The following is a 14,147-nucleotide window of genomic DNA, read 5'->3' as shown; positions in this document are numbered from 1 at the left end:
TATTCAGAGATCCGGGCCATTGAGCCATTCCTGGTTCATGGTTTCGGTATCGCCCAGGTACTCCAATAACCAACTCATCGCCGGCGATACCTTATCCTGCGCCCACGCCACACACGACGGGCTGGCCGGAAACGGTCGGCTCAGTTGCAGCGCCACCAGGTCGCCACGCTCGACCCACGGCAATACCTGATGAGCCGGCGCCATGCCCACGCACAGCCCATCGCGCAGGCAATCGAGTGCCGAGGCCCAGTTGGGCACGACCAAACGGCGCTGGTTATCCAGGGTCCAGGTGTCACGCTTGGGCAGGTTGCGCGAGGTGTCGGTCATGCACAGCGAGGCGAACGGGCGCAGTTGGTCGTCACTGAGCAAGCCGTTGACGCTTGCCAGCGGGTGCTGGGCGCTGACCACACACAGCCAGTTGAGCAGGCCCATGTCCCGAAACGTGAAGCGGCTGGCCACCGGCACTGCGCTGGTGGCACCGATCACAATGTCGGTGCGCTCATCGGCCAGGGCGTCCCACACGCCGTTGTACACCTCGTATTCGAGCAGCAATTCCACCTCAGGGAATTGCCGATAAAAATCCAGCACCAGTTGCCGGCAGCGCTGGGGTTTGACGATGGAGTCCACCGCGACCTTCAACTGGCCGCTCCAGCCATTGGCCACCTGTTGGCACAAACGCCGGGTACCGAGCATTTTTTTCATCACCCCGCGCGCTTCGTCTATGAATAGACGGCCGGCGGGGGTCAGCTCCACATCGCGATGGCGGCGCACAAACAGCGGCACCGCCAACCATTCCTCCAACTGGCGCACCGTATAGCTGATGGCTGACGGCACTCGGTGCAATTCCTGGGCAGCGGCGCTGAAGCTGCCATGGCGTGCCACGGCATCGACTACATCCAGGGAGTATTCGGACCACATAGCGGTTGCCTTCAAAATATTTGATTCAAGTGTCCAATTATTATCGCTTCACACACAGCCTGTCAGCTTCATAATGGGCGCCAGTCAGCAAATAGTTTGATGGCAGCATCCACAAGGCTTCAATGAAAAATTCTTTTGGTTTCACCTGGTATTTGGCGGGGCTGAGCATGCTCGGTTATCTGGCCATGGACATGTACTTGCCGGCGTTTGGCGCCATGGGCGAGCAGTTGCAGATCAGTGCGGGCGCGGTGGGCGCCAGCTTGAGTATTTTCCTCGCCGGCTTTGCGCTCGGGCAGTTGCTGTGGGGGCCATTGTCCGATCGCCTGGGGCGCAAGCCGGTGCTGCTCGCCGGGCTGAGCCTGTTTGTGCTGGGCTGCGCCGGGATGTTCTGGGTCGAGACGGCGCCGCAGTTGTTGGCGTTGCGTTTTATCCAGGCGATTGGCGTGTGTTCCGCCGCTGTGAGTTGGCAGGCGCTGGTGATTGACCGTTACCCGGCCGACAAGGCTCACCGGGTGTTCGCCAGCATCATGCCGTTGATGTCGCTGTCACCGGCGTTGGCGCCGCTGTTGGGCGCGATGGTGCTGAACCACTTTGGCTGGCAGGCAATTTTCGCGGTGTTGCTGGTTGTGTCAGTGCTGTTGCTGTTGCCGACGTTGTTGCTGCGCAAAATGCCGAAACGTCTGGCCGAGGAGGGCGAACCTTCGCGCCTTGGCTACGGGCAGTTGCTGACCTCCCGCGTATTTACCGGCAATGTGATGATCTTCGCCGCCTGTTCGGCCAGCTTCTTTGCCTGGCTCACCGCGTCGCCGTTCATCCTTGGCGACATGGGTTACAGCCCGAATGACATCGGCCTGAGTTACGTGTTGCCGACCTTGTCCTTTCTGGTCGGCGGTTACAGCTGTCGCAGTGCCTTGCAGCATTACCAGGGCAAAACCCTGCTGCCGTGGTTGCTGGTGGCCTATTGCATCAGCATGGTCGCGTTGTACCTGGTTGCGACCTTGACCGTGCCGACCCTGACCACCTTGTTGATTCCGTTCTGCCTGATGGCGTTGGTCAACGGTGCGAGTTACCCCATCGTGGTGGCGAATGCGTTGATGCCCTTTGCGGAAAATTCCGGTAAGGCGGCGGCGCTGCAGAACACCCTGCAGTTGGGCCTGTGCTTTCTGAGCAGCCTGCTGGTGTCGTCGTTGATCGACCAGCCGCTGTTGATCACCGTGATTGTGATGCTGGCGACTGCGCCGCTGGCGGTGTTGGGTTACTTGTTGGCGCGGCCGAAAGCCGATAAGTCGGAACTCGCAAGCGCCTAAAACTGAAACCCAAGCAAAAATGTGGGGGAGGGCTAGTGTGGGAGCTGGCTTGCCTGCGATGGCATCAACAGGGTGTACCTGATGCACCGAGTTGTCTGCATCGCAGGCAAGCCAGCTCCCACACAAGCCAGCTCCCACAGTTGATTGGGTTTCTTCAGTTAGAACGTCACTTCCATATTCAGCGTAGGCGTGGAGGTGCGAGTACCCATGCCACCATCCACCCCGAACTTGTTATGCCAGTACTCGTAACCCACCCCCAGGTACAGGTTAGGCTTGACGCTTTTACCTGGCCGCACCGCCACCATCAGCGCGGTGCGCATCAGGGTTTCCGGCGCGGTGTCGCGGCCGTGGTAGTCCTCGCCCTTTTCCCCGACGTAATTGATAAACCCCTGGAACTTCGCCGCGTGGTTGGCGATGTCGAACGGGCGCATCCAGGTCAGGTTGAGCATGTAGGTGTCGTCGAAGGTGTGGTTCGACTCTTTCGCACCGGGGATGCCGGTGTGGTTCTTTTCCTTGTAGTACATCAGGCTCAAATCCAGCACGCCGACGGTGTTGAACTTCAACGTCGGGCCGATCACCAGCGCGCGTTTTTTAGCTGAGGCGAAGTTGTTGTTGCGGTTGGCGTCGAAGCCCAGGGTCAGGGCGTAATCCTTGACCAGGCCGGTGCCCAGCGGCACATCGAATACCCGTGAGGCGTACAGCTGGTGTCGGTACACGGCGTAGATCTCACTGCCACCGTGGTCGGTGCCCTTGCGTGGGTCGCTGCTGTCGGACAAAAACACATCAAGGTTCAGGTAGTTGCTGCCGTACTGGTAGCCGCTGGCGTGGGTAAAGCTGTAGATGCGCTTGCTGAAGTCGTCGGGGTTGTTGGGGTTGGTGAAGTGCTGGCCGTAGCGAAACCCCACGCTGTTGTTCATCCATTCCAGCGCGACGGCCTCCCCACCGCCGAGAAGGGTCAATGCAACGGTGGCGCCCTGTAATGCCTTTTTCATTGTTCTAGGTCCTTTGGCGTTCTGGCTCATGACGGCCGGATTGTTTTTGTAACGCCGATGGAGGGTATCTTGTTCGATTGATTGTATACAACTCTATGGACATCCAGTCCAAACATTGCATACAGTGTTCGCACAACAAAAACAGAGAACCCCTCACCATGACTATCCCGAAGGCGTCACCGCAGCGGCCAGAAGACGAGAATCTCGGCGTCGCGGCCAACATGGCTTACGGCCTGCAGCATGTGCTCACCATGTATGGCGGCATCGTTGCCGTACCGTTGATCGTCGGCCAGGCGGCCGGGTTGTCGCCGGCGGATATCGGCCTGCTGATCGCCGCCTCGCTGTTTGCCGGTGGCCTGGCCACGTTGCTGCAAACCCTCGGCCTGCCGTTTTTTGGCTGCCAGTTGCCGCTGGTGCAGGGCGTGTCGTTTGCCGGTGTGGCAACGATGGTGGCGATTGTCGGCAGTGATGGCGCGGGCGGGGTGCCGGCGATACTGGGGGCGGTGATGGCCGCGTCGTTTATCGGCTTATTGATCACGCCGGTATTCTCACGGATCACCAAGTTCTTCCCGCCGCTGGTCACCGGCATCGTGATCACCACCATCGGCCTGACGCTGATGCCGGTGGCAGCGCGCTGGGCCATGGGCGGCAATAGCCGCGCAGCGGACTTTGGCAGCATGGCCAACATCGGCCTGGCGGCACTGACCCTGGTGCTGGTGTTGCTGCTGAGCAAGATCGGCAGCGCGACCATCTCGCGCCTGTCGATTCTGTTGGCCATGGTGATCGGCACCGTGATCGCGGTATTCCTCGGCATGGCGGACTTCTCCAGCGTCGCCCAAGGGCCGATGTTCGGCTTCCCGACACCTTTCCATTTCGGCATGCCGACCTTCCATGTGGCGGCGATCATTTCCATGTGCATCGTGGTGATGGTGACGTTGGTGGAAACCTCGGCGGACATCCTCGCGGTCGGCGAGATCATCGACACCAAAGTCGACTCCAAGCGCCTGGGTAATGGCCTGCGTGCCGATATGCTGTCGAGCATGTTTGCGCCGATCTTCGGTTCATTCACCCAAAGCGCCTTCGCCCAGAACGTCGGCCTGGTGGCGGTTACGGGGGTGAAAAGCCGCTTTGTAGTGGCCACTGGCGGTGTATTTCTGGTGGTGTTGGGCCTGCTGCCCTTTATGGGGCGGGTGATTGCGGCTGTGCCGACTTCGGTGCTTGGCGGCGCCGGTATTGTGTTGTTCGGCACCGTGGCGGCCAGCGGGATTCGCACGCTGTCCAAGGTGGATTACCGCAACAACATGAACCTGATTATCGTGGCAACGAGCATCGGTTTCGGCATGATCCCGATTGCAGCGCCGAACTTTTATGATCACTTCCCCACCTGGTTCGCGACCATTTTCCATTCGGGCATCAGTTCGTCGGCGATCATGGCGATTCTGCTGAACCTGGCGTTCAACCACTTCACCGCCGGTAACTCGGACCAGCAGTCGGTGTTTGTGGCCGGGACTGAGCGCAGTTTGTGCTTCCACGACGTGGCGGCGTTGCGCGATGGCGATTACTTCAGTGGCGGTAAATTGTTTGATGCTGAAGGGAAGGAGATTCCAGTGGTGGCTGAGGTGCCAAGGAAGGCCGCAAAGCCTGAGACCACCGAGGTCTAAAACTGTGGGAGCTGGCTTGCCTGCGATGGCGGCGAGCCAGTCACTGCACCTGTAACTGATGTACCGCTATCGCAGGCAAGCCAGCTCCCACAGTTGAACTCAGCCAGCCTTGAGTGCTCGGTGCGGCAGCGAACACGCCTCGTCCAGAAACTTCACCACAGTCCCCATGCACGCCTGGCGTTCTTCCACGTGGGGCATGTGGCTGGAGTCTTCAAACAACGCCCAGCGCACGTCAGTGATTTCATCCAGGAACGGCTTGACCACAAAGGGCGTGGCTTCGTCGTGGCGTCCTGATATCACCAGCGTCGGCACATTGATCGCCGACAGGCGCCCGATCACGCTCCAATCCTTCAAGCTGCCGATGATGTGAAATTCGGTCGGGCCGCTCATGGCGTGGTACACCGTCGGGTCGGCGTCCACCGCTGCAAAGGTGCGCGCCACTTCTTCCGGCCATGGGTTTACTCGGCACACATGCTGGTCATAGAAGATCCGCGCCGCCGCAAGGTATTCCGGGTCTTGGTAAGTGCCGGCCTGTTCGTGTTTGAGCAGGGTTTGATGCACGCCTTCGGGCAACAGCTGGCGCAGGCGGTTGGCTTCGCTGACCCAGGTGCGCATGCAGGTGGGCGAGTTGGCCGGGATAAACGCGCGCAGGCCCTTGGGTTGCAAAATCGCGTGTTCGCTGCCGAGCATGCCGCCCCAGGATTGCCCCAGGATCGCGTAGTTGTCACTGATCTGCAGGTGGTCCAGCAGGTTGTTCAGCTCGTCGAGGAACAGGTCGATGGTCCAGAACGACGCGTCCTTGTCCGGCAAGTGCGTAGAGCGGCCATTGCCGATTTGATCGTAGTGAATCACCGCATGGCCGCTGGCGGCGACGTCCTTGAACGCGTCTACGTAGTCATGGGTGCAACCGGGGCCGCCATGGAGGATCACCAAGGGCGTGCGGCCGGTGCCCAGGTCGCCAGTGACGCGGTACCAGGTCTGGTAGGCGCCGAAGGCCGCGTAGCCTTCGCGGACTTTCTCGATGAATTCCATTTCGTACCCTGCTCTGAAAAAAAGGATCAGGAATACGATAGTCGGCACGCAGCGTTTAAGTAACTAGCAAAACAGCTAGGTTTTACCGACGGATCAATCTTCGAGCAGGCGGTAATGGGTCGCGCGCACCACCGCCTGTACGCGGTTCTTGGCGCCCAGTTTGTGCATGGCCGAGGCCAGGTGCAGGGTGACCACCGCCAGTGAGCGGCTTAACTGCGTGGCGATCTCGGCGGCGGTCAGGCCCTCCGCCGCCCATTTAAGGCACTCGCGCTCGCGTTTGGTCAGATGGATGTGCGGGTAGGTGCGTAGCTCTTTGCTCAGCAGCGGGTAGGCTGCTTCCTGCAAGGCATGGGTGATCAGGCTGAAGTCCGTCAAGGTTTGCTGGGCATCTTCCAGCACCGTGCTGGCCTTGCCGGTGCGCAGGCCGGTCAGCGACGCGAAGCCGCCACGCGGCAGGTGGATCGGCACGGTGACGCCGCAGGTCAGTTGGCGTTCATGCAAATAAGAGGACACGGGCGCATGGCACGGGTCGATGATCTTTTGCAGCGCAGTGTCGGCTTTGGCCTCATAGGACCACACGAACGGCGACACCGTGCTCAAGGCCAGGTGCTGCACCGGGTCGATCTGGTAAAACCCTTCGCTGCACCATAACGCGTGCCAGTCCGACGGCGTGTTGCGCGACTCCAGCACCGAAGGCGTGATCAGCGAACCGTCCTGGTCGATGGGCACCGGCGTGTAGTCATACACCAACGCATCAAAGCCCAACTGCTGGGCGAGGACAAACGTGTTGTCCACCTGTTCAACCAGGCTCCTGCCGGGCATGAGGCGGTTGTTGAAGGCAGTAAGTTTGGACAGCATCCGTTCTGCTCCCGAATTCATTTGAATCTCGACTTGCGGCAAGTAGAATGCCACGCCCCGGCGAAGGACTGCCAGGCCAAACCTATAAGAACTACTAGGTTATGGACGCGCGGCATCCTCGGTAGTGTTGGCCCTGTAAACGGCCGCTACCTGCCAGGCCGATACAACACAAGGAATGTATGCATGTGGCGTGAAATTGCCCCCGACCAGCAATACAACGTGCAGGTCGATGGCCATAACCTCGTGGCCTACAGCTTTGGCGACGGCGATGAGGTGCTCTTGTGTCTCAACGGCGGCCCGGGCCTGCCGTGTGACTACTTGCGCGACGCCCATGGCTGGCTCAAAGAGCATAACCTGCGAGTGGTTGCATTCGATCAGCTTGGCACGGGCGCATCAGCCAGACCATCAGATGTTTCCCTGTGGGAAATTGGCCGTTATGTCGAAGAAGTCGAAACCGTGCGCCAGGCACTGGGCCTGGGCCGCGTGCATCTGCTTGGGCATTCGTGGGGCGGCTGGTTGGGCATCGAGTACGCCATCCACTATCCCGACGCCCTGAAAAGCCTGATCCTGGAAAACACCGTCGGCGATATTCCGCACCTGTCCCAGGAGCTCGAACGCCTGCGCGGTGCCCTCGGCAGCGAAACCGTGGCCATGATGCAGCGCCATGAAGCCATGGGCACACTCGATCATCCGCAGTATCAGGCCGCTATCACCTTGCTCAACTACCGCCACGTCTGCCGTCTGGACGAATGGCCGGAGCCGGTCAAGCGCTCCCTGGGCGACTGGAACATGGGGCCTTACGAAACCATGCAAGGCCCCAACGAGTTCCTCTATATCGGCAACCTCAAGGACTGGAACCGCATCCCGGAGATGGCCGATTTCAAGATGCCGATCCTGATCACCACCGGCCAGCACGACGAACTGACACCCGCTTGCGCCCATCGCATGAAACTCGCCGCCACACACGCCGAGTTGCATGTATTCCCCAACAGCAGCCATATGCCGTTTTATGAGGAACCCCACGCGTACTTCCCGGTGCTGCTGGACTTCCTCGCTCGCCACCGAGGCTGACGGATGAATCTTGCGCGTTACCGTTTTGTGCTGTCCCGGCCGCTGCAATTGCTGCCGGTGTTGTTTGGCATCAGCCTGATCACCTTTGTGCTGGTGCGCTCGATCCCCGGCGACCCGGCGCGCGCCTTGCTGGGCTCGCGCAGCACGCCGGACGCGCTGCTGAAAATCCGCGCCCAATACGGCCTGGACCAGCCCTTGTGGCTGCAATATTTCTACTTCCTCAAGAACCTGCTCAAGGGCGATCTCGGCCAGTCACTGCTCTATAAGGTCGACGCGTTGAAACTGATCGTCACCCGCATCGAGCCGACGCTGGTGCTGGTGCTCGGCAGTGTGCTGCTGGCGCTGTTGATCGCGGTGCCGCTGGCTACCGTGGCGGCGCGCAACAAAGGCGGTTGGGCGGATAACCTGATCCGCGTGTTCACCACGGTCGGCCTGGGCATGCCGGCCTTCTGGCTGGGCTTGATGCTGATTCTGTTGCTGAGTGTGAAGTGGGGGTTGTTCCCGGTATCGGGCTACGGTCGCACGTTTACAGATAAAGCCCACCACATGGTCCTGCCGTGCTTGACCATTGCGCTGGCGCTGGCGGCGGTGCTGGTGCGCAACCTGCGGGCGAGCATGCTGATGGAGTTGCAGGCTGACCATGTCACCGCTGCCCGCGCACGCGGGTTATCGGAGGCGGCGGTGTTTCGTCGGCATGTGTTACCCAACTCCCTGGTGCCGGCGGTTAACCTGCTGGCGGTGAATATCGGCTGGCTGATCAGCGGCACGGTGGTGATCGAAAGCCTGTTCGCGATTCCCGGCATCGGCCAATTATTGGTGCGCGGTATTTTTACCCGCGACTACATGGTGGTGCAGGGCGTGGCGATGGTGCTGGCGTGTGCGACGGTGGTGGTCAACTTCGTCGCGGACGTGGCGACCGTGGCCCTCGATCCACGGGTGAAGATGCAATGAGCAGCCGACCACTGATTGCGCCGTGGCGTTTGCGCCTGCGGTTTGGTTTTCGCAACGGCCGGCTGACCGCTGCGTGGGGGCTGTTGATCTTGTTTATGTGGTTGGCCCTGGCGTTGTTCGCGCCGTGGCTCGCGCCGTATGACCCGATTGCGCAGAACACCGATCTGAGTTTGCTGGCGCCCAGCCTTGCCCACCCATTTGGCACGGATAACTACGGCAGAGACATCCTTTCGAGGGTGATATGGGGCGCGCGGATTGACCTGCAACTGGCCGTTATCGGCGTGATCTTCCCGTTCCTGATCGGCACTTTTATCGGCGCTGTTTCCGGCTACATCGGCGGGCGCTTCGACAGCGTGTGCATGCGCGTGATCGACGTGGTGCTGGCGTTCCCGTTCCTGGTGTTGATGCTGGCGATCATGGCCATCCTCGGGCCGGGCTTGCAGAGTTTTTATATCGCCATGGCGTTGGTGGGCTGGGTGTCGTATGCGCGGTTGATCCGCTCGCAGATCCTGGTGCTCAAGGAAAGCGACTTCGCCCTGGCCGCCAAGAGCCTGGGCTTTGGCCATGGGCGCATTCTGTTCCGGCACTTATTGCCCAACGCGATGTTTGGCTCGATTGTGTTTTCGATGTCCGACGCCGTGCTGGTGCTGCTCAACGGCGCCGCCGTGAGCTACCTGGGCCTGGGCGTGCAACCGCCGACGGCGGAGTGGGGCACGATGGTCGCCGAAGGGCAGGCGTTTATCACCACCGCCTGGTGGCTTTGCACCTTCCCGGGCCTGGCCATTGTGACCCTGGCCATGGGTTTCAGCCTGCTCGCCGATGGTGTGGCGCAAGTATTGGGGGATCGTTCATGAGCCTGCTTCACGTGCAGGACCTCAGCGTGATCGCCAACAATGGTGGGCGAGAGGTCACGCTGGTTGATCGTGTGTCCTTTGATTTGGCCGAAGGTGAAATCCTCGGCCTGGTGGGTGAAAGCGGCTCGGGCAAAACCCTGGCCTGTCGCGGCCTGATGCGCCTGTTGCCGTCGCCCAACCTGCGGGTGCAAGGCGGCGCTGTGCGCCTGGCCGGTCGCGACCTGTTGCAACTCGATGAGGCTGGCATGCGCGCCGTGCGCGGTGGGCAACTGGGCATGATTTTCCAGAACCCCAGCAGTCACCTTGACCCGTTGATGCGCATCGGCGAGCAGATCGCCGAAGGCATCCGTTTGCATCAGGGTGCGTCGAAAAAAGACGCGCGCCTGCAAGCCATCGAGGTGCTGCGCCAGGTCGGTATTCCCGATCCCAAGGCGCGGGTCGACAACTACCCCCATGAGTTCTCCGGCGGCATGCGCCAGCGCGCGATGATCGCCGTGGCCCTGGGCTGCAACCCGCAAGTGCTGATTGCCGACGAGCCGACCACCGCGCTGGATGTGACGGTGCAGGCGCAGATCCTGCGCCTGCTGCTGGAGCTGCGAGACCAGCGTGGCCTGGCGATCATCATGATCACCCATGACCTGGGCGTGGTGGCGCAGACCTGTGATTCCATCGCGGTGATGTACGCCGGACGCCTGTGCGAGCACGCGAGCAAATACGACGTGCTGGCCCATCCACAACACCCGTACACCGCTGGCCTTATCGATTGCCAACCCGCCCACAGCAGCGGCCACGCCTTGCTGCGCACCATCCCTGGCCAGCCGCCGTTACTGGATGCCTTGCCCGACGGTTGCCGCTTCAACCCGCGCTGCCCGCAAGTGGCGGCGTTTTGCACTGAGGTGCTGCCCGAAGGTGCGCGCGTAGCCTGCCACTATCCGCTGGGAGAGCGCCCATGAGCCTGTTGCAGATCAAGGACCTGGAGGTGCGGTTTGCCGCGTCCGGCACGGGTGTGTTGGGCCTTAATAAACAGTGGGTGAGGGCGGTCAATGGTGTGTCGCTCAACCTGGCCGCAGGTGAAACCCTGGGGTTGGTGGGCGAGTCCGGCAGTGGCAAAAGCACGCTGGGGCGGGCAATTCTGCACCTCACCCCGATCAGCGCCGGGCAGGTGTTGTTCGATGGCGTCGACATGGCCCGGGGCAGTGCTATCGACATCGCCCGCCTGCGGCATGAAACCGCAATGATTTTCCAGGACCCCTACGCTGCCCTGAACCCGCGACACAGCATTGGCGAAACCCTTGCCGAAGTGCTGCGGGTGCAGCGCAAGGTCGCCCCGGAGCAGATACCGGCTCGCGTGGTCGAGCTGCTTGACCTGGTGGGCCTGCGCCCTGAACTCGCCAGCCGTAAACCCGGCTCCCTCAGCGGTGGCCAGTGCCAGCGCGTCGGCATCGCCCGCGCCCTGGCGGTGGAGCCGCGTCTGATCATTGCCGATGAATGCGTGGCGGCACTGGATGTGTCGATTCAGGGCCAGATCATCAACCTGTTGCTGGAGCTGCAACAGCGCATGAACCTGGCGATTCTGTTTATCGCCCATGACCTGGCCATCGTGCGGCGCCTGTGCGACCGCGTGGCGGTGATGTACCTGGGCAAAATCGTCGAAGAAGGGCCAGTGGAATCAGTGTTTACTGCGCCACGCCATCCGTATACGGCGGCGTTGATCGAGGCGATTCCCGAGATCGATCCGCACCGGCCGTTGCCCGCAGAACCGTTGCCCGGTGAGCCCCCGAGCCCGCTGAAGTTGCCCACCGGCTGCGCCTTTCACCCGCGCTGCCGGCATGCCCGGACGATGTGTTCCGTGGTGTTGCCGCCGACCCATTACCTGCACGAGCATCGGTACAGTTGCGTGCTTGAAGAACCTCTGTTTTGACCCACTTCTGCCATTCATGAACAAGGAGTTATGACATGCAATCGCGCCACTTGAAGTTGCTCGCCGCCGCGACACTGACCGCCTGGTCCCTCACTGCCGGGCTGGCCCACGCCGCCGGCGTGCTGACCATCGGCTGCCGTGAAGACAGCACCACGTTCGACCCGATCAAAAGCGCACAGAACCGCGATACGTGGGTGTTCGCCAACGTCTACGACACCTTGGTGCGCGTGGATAACCTGGGCACCAAGATGGAACCGGGCCTGGCCGAAAGCTGGGAGATTTCCAAGGACGGCCTGACCTACACCTTCAAGCTGCGTGACGCCAAGTTCTCTGATGGCTCGGCGATCACCGCCGATGACGCGGCGTTCAGCCTGTTGCGCATCCGCGACAACAAGGCGTCGCTGTGGGCAGATCCGTTCAGCCTGATCAGCACGGCCAAGGCCAGCGACCCGCAGACCCTGGTGGTCACGCTGAAAACCCCGGCTGTGGCCTTCCTCTCGCAACTGGCCTCGCCGACGGTATCGATCCTGTCGCAAAAAGCCATGACCACGATGGGCGAAGACGCCTACTCGGAAAACCCAGTGACCTCCGGCGCGTTTACCGTGGAGGAGTGGCGCAAGGGCGACCGCGTGATCCTCAAAAAGAACCCGAACTTCTGGCAGGCCAGGAACGTGAGCCTGGATGGCGTGGAGTGGGTCTCGGTCACCGACGACAACACGCGCATGCGCATGGTGCAGAACAACGAGCTGGACACGGCGATCTTCGTGCCGTTCTCCCGCGTGGAAGAGCTGAAGAAAGACAAAAGCGTGGTGATCCATGCCGACCCGTCGACCCGCGAAGATCACCTGCTGATCAACCACGCCCACGGCCTGCTGGCCAAGCCGCAGGTGCGCGAGGCGCTGGACATGGCCATCGACAAGCAGTCGCTGGTCAAGAGCGCCACGTACGGCCAAGGCACCGTGGCCTATTCCTACATCCCCAAAGGCTCGTTGTACCACTACGCCAACAACCTGCAACGCCCGTATGACCCAGCCGCCGCCAAGAAACTGCTGGAAGAGGCTGGTGCCAAGGACTTGAAACTCAACTACGTGGTCAACGCCGGCAACGAAGCTGACGAGCAGATTGCGGTGATCATCAAGGACCAGTTGGCCAAGGTCGGCGTGACCGCCAACCTGCAAAAGGTCGACCCGACCCAAAGCTGGCAGATGCTGGTGGACGGTGAGTACGATATTTCGGTGATGTACTGGACCAACGACATCCTCGACCCGGACCAGAAGACCACTTTCGTGCTCGGCCATGACACCAACCAGAACTACATGACCCGCTACAAGAACGACAAGGTCAAGGAACTGGTAGCGCAGGCGCGGATCGAGGCCGACCCGGCCAAGCGTGAGCAGATGTATGTGGAGTTGCAGAAGCTGGCGAAGCAGGATGTGAACTGGATTGACCTGTACTACAGCCCGTACATCAACATCTCACGCAAGAACGTGAGCAACTTCCTGCAGAACCCGCTGGGGCGTTTTACCCTTGAGGAAGTGGTGAAGAACTAACGGTCACCGCTAAGCAAATGTGGGAGCTGGCTTGCCTGCGATGGTATCAACTCGGTTTAACAGATAGACCGAGTTGCCCGCATCGCAGGCAAGCCAGCTCCCACACAAGCCAGCTCCCACATGAACCCAGTTCCACATTGGGTTCCCTGTTGTTTCAGGTGAACAGTGTCAGGGCTTACTGCGCATCAAACGCCTGCCCATTGATCCCGGCACTGTCCGGCCCCATCAGGTACAGGTACACCGGCATGATGTCTTCCGGTGCAGGCCTTTCCATCGGGTTTTCGCCCGGATACGCCTGGGCACGCATGCTGGTGCGTGTGCCGCCCGGGTTGATGCTGTTGGAGCGTACCGATGCCACATCTTCCAGCTCGTCTGCCAGGGTTTGCATCAAGCCTTCGGTGGCAAACTTCGACACCCCATAAGCGCCCCAGTACGCCCGGCCCTTGCGCCCGACGCTGCTGGAGGTGAACACCACCGACGCATCCTGGGACAGCTTGAGCAGTGGCAATAATGTGCTGGTCAGCATGAACATCGCGTTGACGTTTACGTGCATCACGCGCATGAAATTCTCACCGGACAACTGCTCGATCGGCGTGCGTGGGCCAATGATCGAGGCGTTGTGCAGCAGGCCGTCGAGGCGACCGAATTCTTTTTCGATCATCGCTGCCAGCTCATCGTATTGATGGGGCAGGGCGGTTTCCAGGTTGAACGGGATCACCACCGGCTGCGGCTGGCCGGCCGCTTCGATCTCGTCATACACCTGGGCCAGGTTGGCTTCGGTCTTGCCCAGCAACAGCACGGTAGCGCCATGGGCGGCATAGGTTTTTGCCGCCGCCGCGCCGATCCCGCGACCGGCACCGGTCACCAGGATCACCCGGTCTTTGAGCAGTTCTGGACGTGCGGAGTAATCAAACATAAAAAACCTCGACAGAATTCAAGCTGAAACAGGCCTTGAAGTGGAATCCATTTCATGTGGGAGCTGGCTTGCCTGCGATGGCGGAGTATCAGTCACCGCAAGTGCTAGCTGGCAGG

Annotated in this window: 13 protein-coding genes; 8 read left to right on the top strand and 5 right to left on the bottom strand. The window is 60.9% G+C overall.

Annotated elements, in window-relative coordinates; genetic code table 11:
• Positions 1-3 precede the first annotated feature (3 nt).
• On the bottom strand, positions 4-918 hold the full coding sequence (punR, locus tag GIW28_RS17180) for a DNA-binding transcriptional activator PunR (RefSeq protein WP_099549104.1): 915 nt from the start codon (positions 916-918) through the stop codon (positions 4-6).
• Between the two features lie 122 nt (positions 919-1,040).
• On the opposite strand from punR, the gene punC reads away from it, so the two are divergent.
• On the top strand, positions 1,041-2,225 hold the full coding sequence (punC, locus tag GIW28_RS17175) for a purine nucleoside transporter PunC (RefSeq protein ID WP_236447491.1): 1,185 nt from the start codon (positions 1,041-1,043) through the stop codon (positions 2,223-2,225).
• 158 nt (positions 2,226-2,383) lie between these two features.
• Here the strand turns inward: punC and GIW28_RS17170 are convergent, their stop codons facing one another.
• Positions 2,384-3,217 carry a nucleoside-binding protein gene (locus tag GIW28_RS17170; protein ID WP_236447490.1) on the bottom strand — a complete coding sequence of 278 codons (834 nt, stop codon included), beginning with the start codon at positions 3,215-3,217 and terminating at the stop codon, positions 2,384-2,386.
• A gap of 158 nt (positions 3,218-3,375) precedes the next feature.
• On the opposite strand from GIW28_RS17170, the gene GIW28_RS17165 reads away from it, so the two are divergent.
• Positions 3,376-4,878 carry a nucleobase:cation symporter-2 family protein gene (locus GIW28_RS17165; RefSeq protein ID WP_138454049.1) on the top strand — a complete coding sequence of 501 codons (1,503 nt, stop codon included), beginning with the start codon at positions 3,376-3,378 and terminating at the stop codon, positions 4,876-4,878.
• Between the two features lie 99 nt (positions 4,879-4,977).
• Here the strand turns inward: GIW28_RS17165 and GIW28_RS17160 are convergent, their stop codons facing one another.
• Positions 4,978-5,910 carry a proline iminopeptidase-family hydrolase gene (locus GIW28_RS17160; RefSeq protein WP_236447636.1) on the bottom strand — a complete coding sequence of 311 codons (933 nt, stop codon included), beginning with the start codon at positions 5,908-5,910 and terminating at the stop codon, positions 4,978-4,980.
• Between the two features lie 93 nt (positions 5,911-6,003).
• Entirely contained in the window at positions 6,004-6,768 is a 765-nt protein-coding gene (locus GIW28_RS17155; protein ID WP_017136115.1) for a LuxR family transcriptional regulator, read from the bottom strand.
• Positions 6,769-6,951: 183 nt separating this feature from the next.
• Between GIW28_RS17155 and GIW28_RS17150 the strand changes: the two genes are divergently transcribed.
• The 6 genes from GIW28_RS17150 to GIW28_RS17125 are packed head-to-tail and all read left to right on the top strand — an operon-like array spanning position 6,952 to position 13,115.
• The gene (locus GIW28_RS17150) at positions 6,952-7,839 is read left to right on the top strand and encodes a proline iminopeptidase-family hydrolase (RefSeq protein WP_017136114.1); all 888 of its coding nucleotides are present in this window, start codon (positions 6,952-6,954) and stop codon (positions 7,837-7,839) included.
• 3 nt (positions 7,840-7,842) lie between these two features.
• On the top strand, positions 7,843-8,790 hold the full coding sequence (locus tag GIW28_RS17145) for an ABC transporter permease (RefSeq protein ID WP_017136113.1): 948 nt from the start codon (positions 7,843-7,845) through the stop codon (positions 8,788-8,790).
• Positions 8,787-9,644 carry an ABC transporter permease gene (locus GIW28_RS17140; RefSeq protein WP_017136112.1) on the top strand — a complete coding sequence of 286 codons (858 nt, stop codon included), beginning with the start codon at positions 8,787-8,789 and terminating at the stop codon, positions 9,642-9,644. The genes GIW28_RS17145 and GIW28_RS17140 overlap by 4 nt, the downstream gene beginning before the upstream one ends.
• Positions 9,641-10,597, top strand: a complete 957-nt coding sequence (locus GIW28_RS17135) for an ABC transporter ATP-binding protein (protein ID WP_236447635.1) — start codon at positions 9,641-9,643, stop codon at positions 10,595-10,597. The genes GIW28_RS17140 and GIW28_RS17135 overlap by 4 nt, the downstream gene beginning before the upstream one ends.
• Positions 10,594-11,565, top strand: a complete 972-nt coding sequence (locus tag GIW28_RS17130; protein WP_236447634.1) for an ABC transporter ATP-binding protein — start codon at positions 10,594-10,596, stop codon at positions 11,563-11,565. Before GIW28_RS17135 ends, GIW28_RS17130 begins: the two co-directional genes overlap by 4 nt.
• Before the next feature lie 35 nt (positions 11,566-11,600).
• The gene (locus tag GIW28_RS17125) at positions 11,601-13,115 is read left to right on the top strand and encodes an ABC transporter substrate-binding protein (RefSeq protein WP_176991199.1); all 1,515 of its coding nucleotides are present in this window, start codon (positions 11,601-11,603) and stop codon (positions 13,113-13,115) included.
• Positions 13,116-13,290: 175 nt separating this feature from the next.
• On the opposite strand, the gene GIW28_RS17120 is transcribed toward GIW28_RS17125, so the two are convergent.
• Positions 13,291-14,031 (bottom strand): YciK family oxidoreductase, encoded by a 741-nt coding sequence (locus GIW28_RS17120; protein ID WP_017136110.1) that lies wholly within the window; start codon positions 14,029-14,031, stop codon positions 13,291-13,293.
• Between the last annotated feature and the right edge of the window lie 116 nt (positions 14,032-14,147).

Origin of the sequence: Pseudomonas sp. PA-5-4B, assembly GCF_021606215.1 — a bacterium.
GTDB classification, from domain to species: domain Bacteria; phylum Pseudomonadota; class Gammaproteobacteria; order Pseudomonadales; family Pseudomonadaceae; genus Aquipseudomonas; species Aquipseudomonas edaphica.
Note: the sequence above shows the minus strand (reverse complement) of the source record. Positions and strands in the feature narration are given on the sequence as shown.

Bases quoted from the DNA above. Each gene is read 5' to 3' on its own strand.
- punR (WP_099549104.1), bottom strand. From the start codon at position 918: ATGTGGTCCGAATACTCCCTGGATGTAGTCGATGCCGTGGCACGCCAT.
- punC (WP_236447491.1), top strand. From the start codon at position 1,041: ATGAAAAATTCTTTTGGTTTCACCTGGTATTTGGCGGGGCTGAGCATG.
- GIW28_RS17170 (WP_236447490.1), bottom strand. From the start codon at position 3,217: ATGAAAAAGGCATTACAGGGCGCCACCGTTGCATTGACCCTTCTCGGC.
- GIW28_RS17165 (WP_138454049.1), top strand. From the start codon at position 3,376: ATGACTATCCCGAAGGCGTCACCGCAGCGGCCAGAAGACGAGAATCTC.
- GIW28_RS17160 (WP_236447636.1), bottom strand. From the start codon at position 5,910: ATGGAATTCATCGAGAAAGTCCGCGAAGGCTACGCGGCCTTCGGCGCC.
- GIW28_RS17155 (WP_017136115.1), bottom strand. From the start codon at position 6,768: ATGCTGTCCAAACTTACTGCCTTCAACAACCGCCTCATGCCCGGCAGG.
- GIW28_RS17150 (WP_017136114.1), top strand. From the start codon at position 6,952: ATGTGGCGTGAAATTGCCCCCGACCAGCAATACAACGTGCAGGTCGAT.
- GIW28_RS17145 (WP_017136113.1), top strand. From the start codon at position 7,843: ATGAATCTTGCGCGTTACCGTTTTGTGCTGTCCCGGCCGCTGCAATTG.
- GIW28_RS17140 (WP_017136112.1), top strand. From the start codon at position 8,787: ATGAGCAGCCGACCACTGATTGCGCCGTGGCGTTTGCGCCTGCGGTTT.
- GIW28_RS17135 (WP_236447635.1), top strand. From the start codon at position 9,641: ATGAGCCTGCTTCACGTGCAGGACCTCAGCGTGATCGCCAACAATGGT.
- GIW28_RS17130 (WP_236447634.1), top strand. From the start codon at position 10,594: ATGAGCCTGTTGCAGATCAAGGACCTGGAGGTGCGGTTTGCCGCGTCC.
- GIW28_RS17125 (WP_176991199.1), top strand. From the start codon at position 11,601: ATGCAATCGCGCCACTTGAAGTTGCTCGCCGCCGCGACACTGACCGCC.
- GIW28_RS17120 (WP_017136110.1), bottom strand. From the start codon at position 14,031: ATGTTTGATTACTCCGCACGTCCAGAACTGCTCAAAGACCGGGTGATC.